General features: G+C 65.9%; 11 protein-coding genes. 3 read left to right on the plus strand and 8 right to left on the minus strand.

The features are described 5' to 3' along the window. Window positions 1–338: 338 nt before the first annotated feature. Window positions 339–1,691, minus strand: a complete 1,353-nt coding sequence (locus AB0L82_RS28075) for a GAF domain-containing protein (protein WP_364642629.1) — start codon at window positions 1,689–1,691, stop codon at window positions 339–341. Window positions 1,692–1,858: 167 nt separating this feature from the next. Here AB0L82_RS28075 and AB0L82_RS28080 point away from each other — a divergent pair, with 167 nt between their 5' ends. Next, window positions 1,859–3,085, plus strand: coding sequence for a cytochrome P450 (locus tag AB0L82_RS28080; RefSeq protein ID WP_364642632.1), 1,227 nt, complete (start codon window positions 1,859–1,861; stop codon window positions 3,083–3,085). Between the two features lie 77 nt (window positions 3,086–3,162). On the opposite strand, the gene mftF is transcribed toward AB0L82_RS28080, so the two are convergent. Beyond that, on the minus strand, window positions 3,163–4,563 hold the full coding sequence (gene mftF / locus AB0L82_RS28085) for a mycofactocin biosynthesis glycosyltransferase MftF (RefSeq protein WP_364642635.1): 1,401 nt from the start codon (window positions 4,561–4,563) through the stop codon (window positions 3,163–3,165). Window positions 4,564–4,756: 193 nt separating this feature from the next. Here mftF and mftR2 point away from each other — a divergent pair, with 193 nt between their 5' ends. Both mftR2 and AB0L82_RS28095 read left to right on the plus strand, forming a co-directional pair. After that, window positions 4,757–5,380 carry a mycofactocin system transcriptional regulator MftR2 gene (mftR2, locus tag AB0L82_RS28090; protein WP_364642638.1) on the plus strand — a complete coding sequence of 208 codons (624 nt, stop codon included), beginning with the start codon at window positions 4,757–4,759 and terminating at the stop codon, window positions 5,378–5,380. 73 nt (window positions 5,381–5,453) lie between these two features. Further along, entirely contained in the window at window positions 5,454–6,509 is a 1,056-nt protein-coding gene (locus tag AB0L82_RS28095) for a ferredoxin--NADP reductase (RefSeq protein WP_364642641.1), read from the plus strand. Window positions 6,510–6,647: 138 nt separating this feature from the next. On the opposite strand, the gene AB0L82_RS28100 is transcribed toward AB0L82_RS28095, so the two are convergent. The 6 genes from AB0L82_RS28100 to AB0L82_RS28125 all read right to left on the minus strand — a co-directional run bounded on the left by AB0L82_RS28100 (window position 6,648) and on the right by AB0L82_RS28125 (window position 11,846). Continuing rightward, on the minus strand, window positions 6,648–7,184 hold the full coding sequence (locus AB0L82_RS28100) for a transglycosylase SLT domain-containing protein (protein ID WP_364642644.1): 537 nt from the start codon (window positions 7,182–7,184) through the stop codon (window positions 6,648–6,650). A 223-nt stretch (window positions 7,185–7,407) separates the two neighbouring features. Next, complete coding sequence (locus tag AB0L82_RS28105) at window positions 7,408–8,148, minus strand: DNA alkylation repair protein (protein ID WP_364642647.1); 741 nt, start codon at window positions 8,146–8,148, stop codon at window positions 7,408–7,410. Window positions 8,149–8,269: 121 nt separating this feature from the next. Then, on the minus strand, window positions 8,270–9,460 hold the full coding sequence (locus tag AB0L82_RS28110; protein ID WP_364642651.1) for a hypothetical protein: 1,191 nt from the start codon (window positions 9,458–9,460) through the stop codon (window positions 8,270–8,272). A 93-nt stretch (window positions 9,461–9,553) separates the two neighbouring features. Next, entirely contained in the window at window positions 9,554–10,780 is a 1,227-nt protein-coding gene (locus tag AB0L82_RS28115) for a lipase family protein (protein ID WP_364642654.1), read from the minus strand. Window positions 10,781–10,869: 89 nt separating this feature from the next. Continuing rightward, on the minus strand, window positions 10,870–11,490 hold the full coding sequence (locus AB0L82_RS28120; protein ID WP_364642657.1) for a TetR/AcrR family transcriptional regulator: 621 nt from the start codon (window positions 11,488–11,490) through the stop codon (window positions 10,870–10,872). Window positions 11,491–11,495: 5 nt separating this feature from the next. Further along, window positions 11,496–11,846, minus strand: coding sequence for an SPW repeat protein (locus tag AB0L82_RS28125; RefSeq protein ID WP_364642660.1), 351 nt, complete (start codon window positions 11,844–11,846; stop codon window positions 11,496–11,498). Between the last annotated feature and the right edge of the window lie 117 nt (window positions 11,847–11,963).

The following is an 11,963-nucleotide window of genomic DNA, read 5'->3' on the forward strand; positions in this document are numbered from 1 at the left end:
ATTCCTACTGGTTCTCGCTCCGGCCGGGTGCCCGTTGTTCTCGGCCGGGATGCGGGTGCCTCCGGGTCATCCGCATCGGTTTGTCGTGCTGTCGATCTCCTCCAACTTCACCGCGCCCACTCGATCTTGGTGAGCGGTGCCCTGTCGCCTGCATCACATGGATGCCGTCCATGCATTGCGAAGACTAGGGGCAAAGTGAATAAAACGGAACTTTTTCCCGAAAAAAAGTTGGACGAGCGTCTAGTTGGTTCCGGAGATTACGCGGAGACCGCAGAGAATGTGGGTGCAACCACATGGCGAGGCCAACGTGTGACCGAGCACACTTTCGGTTGCGAAGACTATGAGTCGAAACGTTGCATCTGCGTTGCATCGGCGCCCATGCGCCGATCCAGCACGCGAATCTTCGCCTCGATCTGTGAATACAGTGGCGAATCACGGTCGACGGTCGATCGATACACCGCCCACGCGGCCGCATCGTCCCGGCCCTCCGCACCCGCGGTCCACTTGCTCAGGACCGCCGCTTCACCGGAACGCAACACGGCGGTCCGCAGACGCACTCGCAATTCATCGCGAATGTCTATAACTCCCGGCGCATTCGAACGCGGCAGCGCCGGACCCGCGTAGAGCCGCACCGCCGCGTCGACGTCCCCGGAATCCAGGGCCGCCCGCAAAGCCTCCACATCCGTGGCGATCGGAACGCGCAAACGGTAAGGGCGCGAACCGAACACATTCGGACCCACCACCGACCGCAACCGCGACATGGCGGCGCGAATCGTGGCGTTGTCCAGATCCGCGTCATCGAGCAGCAGCGCCAGATGATCCGCGGACAAACCCTCCGGATGTTCGGCCAGCAGCAACAGGATCTCGGCATGGCGCTGCGACAACGGAACTCGCTCACCCGCCACCGTCAACTGCGGCTGCCCCAGGCCCAGCACCTCGAGACCGAGACGCTCGGGCATCGGGGCGTCCGCGCCCGCACGGCGATCATGACCCGAACGCACCGCCGCCAGCAGCAGATCCATCTCCGCCGCCGTCGCCGCCGCCTTCACCAGCGCCAGAATCTCCGGGCGCGCGACCCGCACCCCACCCGCGATCATCAGCACGCCCACCAGGCGGCCATCCGGATCGTGAACGGGCGCGGCCGCACCGGTGATCTGATGCATGCGATGCAAAAAATGCTCCGGACCGTGAATCCATGCGGCGCGACCGGTACGCACCACCAGCCCAACGGCATTGGTGCCCACCCGGCGCTCGCTCAGATCATTGCCCTCGCGCAAACCGGCATCGGCCGCCGCCTGCACACGATCGGGATTACCGTGCACCGACAGCACCCGGCCGAATTGATCGGCGATGACGACGATCAGACCGGTACTGGTCGCGTCGCGCAGCAGCAGTTTGTCCACCAGGGGCATGACCGCCGCGATCGGGTGCGCGTCGCGATAACGTTCGAGATCAGCGCCGCGCAGTCCGCGGCCGTCATTGTCGTCCATGGGATCGACGCCGCCGCGCACACTGCGCAGCCACGACTCGAGCACCATCGGTCGCAACAAACCAGGCAGCTGACCCAATTGTTCGCCGCCCACACTGAGATATCCGTGGGCTTGCGCGGCATAGGCCTCGAGCGCACCCAACTGAGTGCCCGGTTCGGCACCGTGCTGCGGACTGCTCCCACCTGCGAGATTGCTGACCATTTGCCTTTCTTTCCGTACCCGAAGAGTACCGACCGGCTACCGCACACAAGTACGAGACCGATCGTTTGTCCCGCAGGTCACACCGGAAACCGAACCACGCAGAATGTGAGCCCCGTCTAATTGCGGATCCGCCACGGGACTGCGTCATACGGTGTAAGCACGGGGTTGTGGACGATATCGACCTGACCGCACTGGACCTCTTCACGGCCGGGTTTCCACACGCGCACTTCGATCGGCTCCGGGAAAACGCCCCGGTCCACTGGCATTCGCCCACCGCGCACACCCCCGACGGGGAAGGCTTCTGGGTACTGAGCCGGTACGCCGATATCGTCACCGCGGCCGGAGATTCCAGCACCTACTCCTCACAGGGCGGCGGAAACCGTTCCGGCGGCGGCACACTCATCGAAGACCTGCCCGCCGACTGGGCCGCCGGAGTTTTGCTCAACATGATGGACGACCCTCGGCACGCACGCGTACGACGCCTGTTGGCACCGAGCGTCGCGCCGCGCACGCTGCGGCTCATCGAAGACGAGTTGCGCGAGCGGGCCGATGCCATCGTCGCGGCGGCGGTCGCGAAGGGCGAATGCGATTTCCTGATCGACCTCGCCGCGGAGCTACCGCTGCAGGCGGTCGCGCAATTGCTGGGCGTGCCGCAGGAAGACCGGCATCAACTGTTCGGCTGGGCGAATGTGGCGCTGGATTACCAGGATCGCGAACTCGGCGAAATCACCGAGCGCACCCGGCAGGCCGTTGCGGAGACCCGGGCCTACGGGACGCGGTTGCTGGCGGCCAAGAAACGCGAACCCGCGGACGATCTGATGTCGCTGGCCGCCACCGCGACCATCGACGGCGCACCGCTCTCGGATATGGAACAGGCCATGCTGTTCAGCCTGCTCATCGCCGCCGGGAGCGAAACCACCAGGAACTCCGTCGCATTGGGCATGGCGGCGCTCATCGAACGGCCCGAACTCTGGCGCGCCCTCCAGCGGGATCGCACGCTGCTGGACGGGGCCGTCGAGGAGATATTGCGCTGGGCCTCGTCCACCCCCTACAACCGGCGCACCGCCACCCGCGACCACGAACTGCACGGACAGCGCATTCGCGCCGGGGACAAGGTCACCCTCTGGTGGGCCTCCGCCAATCGCGACGCGGCGGTCTTCGCCGACCCGCACCGCTTCGACATCACCCGAAAACCCAACCCGCACCTGGCATTCGGGCGCGGCGGCCACTTCTGCCTCGGTGCGGCGCTGGCGCGGATGGAGATGCGCGTGGTCTTCACCGCACTGCTCGATCAGGTCGACGACGTGGAACTCACGGGCGCGATCGAATACACGCGGAGTAATAAGCACACGGGTGTGCGGCATATGCCGGTGCAGTTGACCGCGCGCTGGTGAGTCGCGGGCGGCTGGTGCGCTGCGGGGTGTGGATCCCGGCCAAAAGCGTGCCGGAATGACGGGGAGGTGGGGCGAAATCAGTTGGGGGGCAGGGTGGGTCGTAGGGCGGCGAGGTCGCGGAGTTTGGCCGCGCCCCACCAGAGGCCGGTGCCGTAGGCCACGTCCTCCAGGCGTTTGCAGGCCACGTAGCGGGTCGGGTCCAGGCTGCCGGTCTCGCGGTGGATGAACCAGTCGGCCAGGCCGTCGGCCACCGCGATCGTCACCGCGAGGTGGCGGATGCGGCGCGAGCACAGCATGCCGAGCAGGGTCACCGGCCAGTAGTGCCGGCACAGGGACGACGCCAGACGCCATAGGCCGCCGGAGAATCCGCGCGCCATATATATGGCGGAGACCCGGGTCGGGTTGTCGAGTTCGGCGAAGACGCGGCGTAATCGGAAGAGCGTGGCCACCAGGGTGAGCACACCGCCGACCGCACCCCAGCGGGTCAGGGTGCCGAAGAGCAGTGCGGCCACGGCCGTCCAGATCGGAATCGACAGCGGTGCGGCCATACCCGCGTGCCGCTGGCCCAGCGGCGCGACCCCGGTGCCGTGGGTCACCTTGTGCGCGAACCACTTTCGCAGTGAGACCGGATTGCTGTGCGCCACCCGGGCGGCCGGTTCGTAGCGCAACCGCCAGCCCGCTCGATCCAGCCGCCAGCACAGGTCGATATCGCCGCCCGCCGCCATGGACTCGTCGAAACCGCCCTCGGCCAGTAGGGCCAAGCGGCGCACCAGCAGTGCGGTGCTCGGCACGTACGGCACCGGGCCGTGCGCCTGCACCGCCGATTCGCGGCGGCCGCGATGCAGCGAACCGCGGGTGTGCTCATAGCGGGCCAGCAGTGTGGAGTCCGGATCCATGGCCAGGATGCGCGGGGCCACCAGCGCCACCTTCGGATCGCTGAAATGTCCGAGCATGACCTCCAGCCAGCCGGTGCGCGGCACCACATCCGGATCCAGGAAGGCCACGAATTCGGTCGAGGCGCAGCGCAATCCGAAATTGCGGGCGGCGGCCGGGCCGTAGCGTTTATCGCGGCGCAGCACGGTCACCCGGCAGCGATTGGCGCGCGCCACCGGAATTCGAACCGGTCGGTCTGATCCGTCATCGACGACGATCACCGCATAACCGCGCAAAGCGGACAGCAACCGAGTCAGACCATCCGGATCATTGTGCACCGGAACGATAACCGTGACGTCCTCCAGCGAAGGCAGCAACCGCGGCCGCGGATTACCGACACCGGAATCGAGCAGACGTCTGGCAACCCGGGCGGAAGTAGGGTCCTTAACTTCGAGGTACCCGTCACCGATCATGGCCGCAGCCTCCGGCGCAAGGCGGAGCAACCGGTTCGGCGTGCCGCCGACCAGGAACCGTCCACCGGAGTAAGTGCGCACCCGCGGATCGATTCGCACCCCGAAACCATCGGGAAGGCGATCATGGCGCATTCCTGAAATGCTAGGTCAGCACACCACCGGCAATCATGATTGGCGCGCCGCTCACTATCACCGATAGTCCATAAGTCCGTGCGGATCACAGTGGCGGAACCGGTCGAACACCCGGCGCTCTACACTGCGGGGGCGGAAAAACCGGCAGGTGAACAGGCAGGAACGGAAATCCGGTGGCATGGGAGTAGGACGTATGCAGACCAGCGGGGGCGGGAGTAACACTCTCTCCGAAGCAGAGATCGTCGAAGCCGCATTGCGGGTGGTTCGTCAGGACGGCGTGGAAAAACTCTCCATGCGCCGGCTCTCGCGCGAACTCGGCGTCTCCCCGATGGCTCCCTATTACTACGTCGCCGACAAGCGCGAGCTACTCGATCTCGTCGCCACCGCCGCCCTCACCGGAGTACGCAAGCAGCCACCCGAATTCGGGCCCTGGCAAATGCGATTGCGCGACCTCATCGATCAGATCGACGAAAAACTGCGCAGGCACCCGGGACTCGGCGATGTGCTGATCGAGCAGATGCTCGGCAAACAGCTCGACCTCATCGCCGCAGTGATGGAGATCCTGTTCGACGCCGGATTCAGCGAACGCAATGTGCTCGCCGCCTATGCGACCATCCACACCTATCTGTTCGGGCGCAGCAAAGTGAATCCGCGCGATCGCGGGGCACTCCAGGATCGAGCGCTGCCCGAGGCGGTGGAAAGAGCCATGAAACACCTGGGCGACCTGCGTGGAAAGTATTCCTACGACTTCTCGATGGATGTGCTGGTCGCCGGTCTCGAGGCTCAGCTTGTCCGGCAGCGAGACAGCACCGTATAGTTAAACTAGAACACGTTCTAGTTTGGGCACACTGGGCCGGAATCGCTTACCGCGCCGGGTTCGAGAGGACACTATGACCACCGTCGACGTACCGCACAGCTCACGATCGGTTGTGCTGCGGGTCTCCGCGGTCATCAATGAGACAGCCGACGCCGTATCGCTGGTATTCGACGTCCCCGAGGATATGCGCGAACGCTTCGCCTACCAACCGGGCCAATTCCTGACCCTGCGCATTCCCAGCGACCTCACCGGGTCCGTCGCGCGCTGCTACTCGCTCGCCAGCTCACCCCACACCGACGACCAGCCCAAGGTGACCGTCAAGCGCACCGTCGACGGCTACGCCTCGAACTGGGTGTGCGACAACCTCGTCGCGGGCAGCGAGATCGAAGTACTGCCGCCCTCCGGCGTTTTCACGCCCAAGAACCTCGACGAGGATCTGCTGCTGTTCGCGGCGGGCTCCGGCATCACACCGGTGATGTCGATCCTCAAGTCCGGGCTCGCGCGCGGCAACGGGCGCATCGTGGTCGTGTACGCCAACCGGGACCACGAATCGGTCATCTTCGCCTCGGAGCTCCGCGAACTCGCGGACAAGCATCCGCAGCGGCTCGTGGTCATCCACTGGCTGGAGCATCTGCAGGGGCTGCCGACCGCCGACGCGCTCGCCACCCTCACCGCGCCCTACGCCGGGTACGAGGCGTTCATGTGCGGACCCAAGCCGTTCATGGATCGGGTGCACGACGCGCTCGCGCAGAACGAGATGCCGCGCAACCGGACTCACGCCGAGGTGTTCAACTCGCTCTCCGGCGATCCGTTCGCCGAGGTCGCGCCCGCCGAGATCAGCGAAGAGGAAGCGGCCGACGCGGCGACCGTCGAGGTCGAACTCGACGGGGAGACACACGAACTCACCTGGCCGCGCAGTCAGACGCTGGTCGACATCATGCTCTCCAAGGGCTTGGACGTGCCCTACTCGTGCCTCGAAGGCGAATGCGGCTCGTGCGCCTGCACCGTCGTGGAGGGCTCGGTCGAGATGGAGAACGCGGAGATCCTGGATCCCGAGGACATCGCCAACGGCTACATCCTCGGCTGCCAGGCGCGGCCGACGACGGATCGCCTGAAGATCCAGTTCTGACCAACTCTCGGAACTCTCAGGGGGCTCCGCCCCCCGAAACCCCGGAACCACAGTCGGCCGCCGCGTCAGGGACGCGGCGGCCGATTGTGTTGCGCGACAGGGGGGTTCGGGGGCAGCGCCCCCGAGAGGTGGGATAACTCAGTACGCCGAGAAGACGTTGGCGATGGTGCCGTAGCGGTGGGCCGCGTAGTTGCAGGCGGCGGTGATGTTGGCGACCGGGTCGTAGATATCCCAGGAGGTGCCTTCGACGTGGTACGCCTGGAAGGTGGGGTCGATGACCTGGAGCAGGCCCTTGGAGGGGATGCCCGCCGCCGCGTTCGAGTCGTAGAGGTTGATGGCGCGCGGGTTGCCGCCGGACTCGCGGATGATGTTCCGGAAGATGCTGTCGTAATCGCCCGGAATGTTGTTCTTGCCCATCACGTAGAGGGCGTTCTTGATCCAGCCGTCCAGATCATCGGTGAAGGTCGGCGGCAGCAGCTCGGTGTACGGCGCGGGCAGCGTCTGGGTGAACTGGCGGATCTGATCCTGCTGCGGCGCGGGCAGCGTGCGAGCGAACTGCTGAGCCTGCTCGACGGGCTGCTGCAGCTCCGCCGGGACGCCGGGGACATCGGCATGCGCCTGGACGGGCACCACGGCGAGCGCGGCGAGTACGGCTAGGGGAAACAGTTTTCGCATTCTGATGACCTGCTGACTTATGTGGTGAACACCGCCGCCGGAGGCGTCTCGGATCGCGGAGGATTCCGCATGAAGGTCGAGTACGTCCGGCTATAACCGGACGCGCGGTCTGTTCTTGGTAAGTCACAGAATGATTGCGCTAGGTTAACGTAAACTTAACTGAAGATGAACAGATGGGTTGCACAGTGGGCGTGACTGTCACGCGTTCCACCGATTCCCCCGCTCAGCGCAGGGATCGATAGTGCGCCCGCTGCTCCGAAGTCAGGTGTTCTGTGGCGTAGCTCAAAGCTGTCCGGCCCATAGCTGGGGCATGTGCGTCGAGAAATCCGGTGAGAATCGCGCGATCCACCCGCTTACCGATTTCGCGCAGCATCCAGCCCACCGCCTTCTGAATCAGATCGCGTTTGTCCTCGAGGAATCGCTCACACAGTTCCAGCGTGGTACCGGTATCCCCCGCCTTGATGAACGCGAAAGTCGTCAGCAAAGCCACCCGCCACTCCCAGAGCGAATCCGCGGCCGCCAACTCGAACAGCACATCGCGCGGGCGCGCCAGCAACCACGGGCCCAGCACGAACTCCGCCGAAGCGTCCACCAGATCCCAGTTGTTCACCCGGCCACGACGCACCGCCGCCAAATACAGATCGGTGATCCGCTGCTGCGCCGCTACATCCGCACTCCTGGTGCGCGTGGCCCGCGCCATCTCCCCATTCAGAATGATCAGACCCGCCAGCCGATGCTCATGCACCGCACTGTCGAGCAATAGATCGATCTCCGAAAGCGGCATACCCGCGAACGGTTTCACCACCGCCCGCGTCTTGGGCACCCGCACCCCGATGAACACATCCCCCGCGCCGTACTCACCCGGCCCGGTTTTGAAGAAGCGCCGCAGATGCACTGCGTCTCCCGCATCGGCGACCTTCGACAATTCCCCCTGCACCGCCGCCGCGGTCAATTCGCCAGTCACCCCACCATGATCGGGCAGGGCACCGACACCAACTCCGCTCCACGCCGGAGCGGTAAATCGTCAACCGGCATCATCTGGTCCCTGCTCCCGAATTCGGGAGCGCACCGGACGATGCGCGATATCAAGCGGTTTCAGCCGCGGCCTGTAACAGCACCTCGCCGAATCGGCGCATATGATCCGGGCCGCCGTACCAGGCCGCCACCAAATCCACCGCCGCCGTACGCGTGCGGCGCGCGGCCTCGGCCAAATCCGCCACCGAACCCGCACCGGACTCCGCCGCCTGCGCCGCCACCTCCAGGTCATGGCTGGCGACCAGCAGGCCCATGATGTGGTGCAGATCGATATTGGGGGCGTCCTCGGCGCGGAACTGCCGGGCACGCTCACCATCGGCATTCGGAACCGGCTGCGGCAGTTCGGGTTCCGGCGCCGCACGGCGGCCCGACGAGGTGTTCGACCGCTCCGCCCGGCGCGAGATCCCGTTCGACTCCGGCGCGGCATGACCGGCGGGTGTGTTCACCTCCGGGGCGGCACGGCGTGCGGGCGCGTCGACCTCGGCGACCGCGCGGTGCGAGGTGCCCGCGTCCGCGGCCGAATGCTGGGATGCGAGTTCGGGTTCCGGAGCCGCACGCCGGGACGGGAGATCGGGCTCCGGAGCGGTACGCCGGGAGGCGGGTTCCGGCTCCGGAATCGCACGCCAGGACGCGAGTTCGGGCTCGGGCGTGGCACGCCAGGAGGCGAGCTCCGGCTCCGGAATCGCACGCCGCGACCCGGATTCGGGCTCCGCGAGAGCCTGCGGGGCGGAATCGGATTCGGCTGCCGCACGCCGCACCGCCGCCTCGAGCTCTGCCGCACGGCGCAGCGACGCCTCCAGATCCTGTGCGGCGCGGCGCGAGGATTCCAGATCCTGGGACGCGCGACGCGAATCCGCTTCGGTGATCGCGTGCCCATTGGTGGCAGGGGGGAAATCCGCCGTGAAGTTGGGCGCGGCATCGAAATCCTGCACCGAGCGACGCGCGGGCGTATCCACCTCCGGCGTCGACAGGCGCGGGGTCGACGCGAAATCCTGGACCGAACGCCGCTGCGGCGGATCCGATTCGGCGGTGCGGCGGGTCATCGGCGATGACCACTGCACCGGCTGTTCCGGCTGGTCCAGGGCGGTGCGCCCGAGGGTGGCGGGGGAGCCGGTATCGACGCCGGTCAGCGCCGGAGAGCCGTAACCGTTCGAATCGGCGCCATTCGGATTGGTGAGGCGGTAGTTCTCCTGACGCGAGTTCCGCGAAGAACTCGAGCCGTTGGTGAAATCGGCATCCATGGGCGACATTCTTACCGCTCCACCGTGGCCCATGCGAGTCGGGCCGCGGCGAAAGCGATTCACGAGCAACAGTATTGGGGGATTGACGGTATATCAGCAGTTCGACGGTGCGGGTTCACCCCGCAACCGCGCATCCACCCAGGCCAGCGCCGACGGCACCCCGAACACCGCGGCGGACAGGTGCTCGGGCGAGGCGTTCACATCCATTTGCAGCCGCACCCCCGCCGCACAATAGCGTCGATCGGTATTGACTATGGCATCCACCGGAATCAGCGGATCACTCGGCGAATGCCATTCGAACACCGGCATATTCGGCACCCCGTCGAACAGCTCCAGACTGTTCTCGCGCAGTACGTCCTGGACGCCCGGATCATCGATCATCGACGTACTGGCGGCGAATTCGCGAGCACTGTGACCGGCCCCGACGGCCATGATCTCATTGGTGCAGCCATTGGCCATGGCATCGCGCGCCGCCAGACCCTGACGATTCATCTGGGTGCTGATGGGCAGCCGATCCGGATACTCGCGCTCCAGGCCGATCGCCGCCGCCATCGCCAGACCGAAGGCCGGATGCGGTTGCCAGCCCAGCGAATTCACCATCTTGAGCATATTCATGGGCACACCGCCGGTGGCCGCGCCCGCGATGCGCAGATCCGGCGCGTACGACGGGGCCAGCGCGGCCGCCCACGCGGTCGCCATCCCGCCGCCGGAATAACCCGCCATCGCCACCGGACTGTTCGCCACCGCCAACTGCGGCAGGCGCTGGGCCGCGCGAATACCGTCCAGGGTGATCTGACCACCCAATTTGGCCGCGCCATAGGCGAAATTCGGGCCCAGATGATCGGGCAGCGCCACCGACCAGCCACGCCGCAGCGCCACATTCAAAGCGACCGATTCCTTGACGAACAGATTCGGGTCCGAGGTGAACAGCACCTTCGACACCGCGCACTGGCTGCCCAGGCCATTGATGATGTGCTGATACGACAGCAGCGGACCGTCCGGGCGATGTTCACGCGGGGTCAGCACGGTGGTAATCGCGGCGATCGGCGCGCCCCGCGAATTCGTGGAACGGAATTTGATCACCGTGACGGTGGTGTCCGGAAAGAACGGCAGCGGCGGCATGATTCGCGAATCCAGCACATCGCCCGGATCGTGCCGCGCCACATCGGCGGGCTGCGCGTAGAACGGGTCCGGATCCGGTCTGGGATATACGGGTTCCGCCGTGGCGGCCGGGGCGGCGATGACCACGCTCACCAGGACCGCCCCCACGAGCATGACCTTGCGTAGCAACCATCCGGACCGCATCCGCACCTCCACCATGATTTACCTCGTCGTGGTGCATTTTCTGCCCCACATCGAGTGTCACAGCGAAACGTTTCAGATGCTTCAGCGACACACCAGCAAATGCGCTAGCCGAGTTGTGCCATACCGGCCGCGACCACCTGCGCCACAGTGAATATCTCGTCCGAGGTCGGCAGCGGCAGACCGTCCAGCGCATGCAATCGATCGGTGCTCGCGATGGCGAACATGGCCGAGACGAAGGCCGCCGCACACGCCCGCAGCGTAGTGGGCCGCACCGGATCCGGCGCACTCGCCTGCAATACCCGGGCGGTGATATCGAGCATCTGATCGCGCATGCGGCGCAACTGTTTCCGGACGTCCGGATGCGTATCCGCCTCCCGCCACATGATCACCCGCAACACCCCGGAGCGGGTATCCCGAAGATTCAGCGCCGCATCCAGATTCACCAGGCTCTTCACCGGATCGCCCGGGGCGACCAATGATTCGATGTCATCGATCGGCTGCGCCGGGACCCGCTCGGCCATCAACGCCGACAGAATGGCGTCCTTGGCGGGGAAATAATAGAAGACCAAACCCTTGGGAACCCCGGCCGCCGCGGCGATCGCGGCAGTCGGGGTCGCATCGAATCCCTGTGCCGCGAAAAGCTTTTCGGCGGCATCGAGAATGAGCTGACGGGCGTCGCCGTCCAGCTTCCTGGTCCGGCGGCGCCCCGCTCCCGGTCGACGCATCTGCATCAGTGGCTGGCGCCCAGGTGCAGACGGCCCGACACCGCGGGCATGGCCGACAGTGCCATCACGACGCTCAGCGCGCCGACGACCCACGCGGTCCACGAGGCCCCGCTGTAGGAATCGAAGCTCATCACCCAGGGGGAGATGAACAGCAGTGCGCCCAGTACCAGCAGCGCGTAGTCGGCGATACCGCCGAGCAGATCGCCGATCAGGCCCAGACCGGTGAGGGCGATCAGCACGCCCAGCACGACCAGGGACCACAGGGCCTTGTCGTTGTGGCCGACCCACAGGGGCGACAGGGCGGCGACGGCGCCGAGGATAACGGTCACCGCGTGGGAGCGGCTCTCGGTGAACATGGGGTGCCTCCTAAAGGCTGAGGATATGTCCTACTTTCCGGTTTAGTCCTGATTGACCGCCCGATCAATAAACTCCCGGCTACGATTCAGCACCTGATCGGATGTGACCCGTGACAC

This window comes from Nocardia sp. NPDC052001, assembly GCF_040680615.1.
In the GTDB taxonomy this organism is placed as follows: Bacteria; Actinomycetota; Actinomycetes; order Mycobacteriales; family Mycobacteriaceae; genus Nocardia.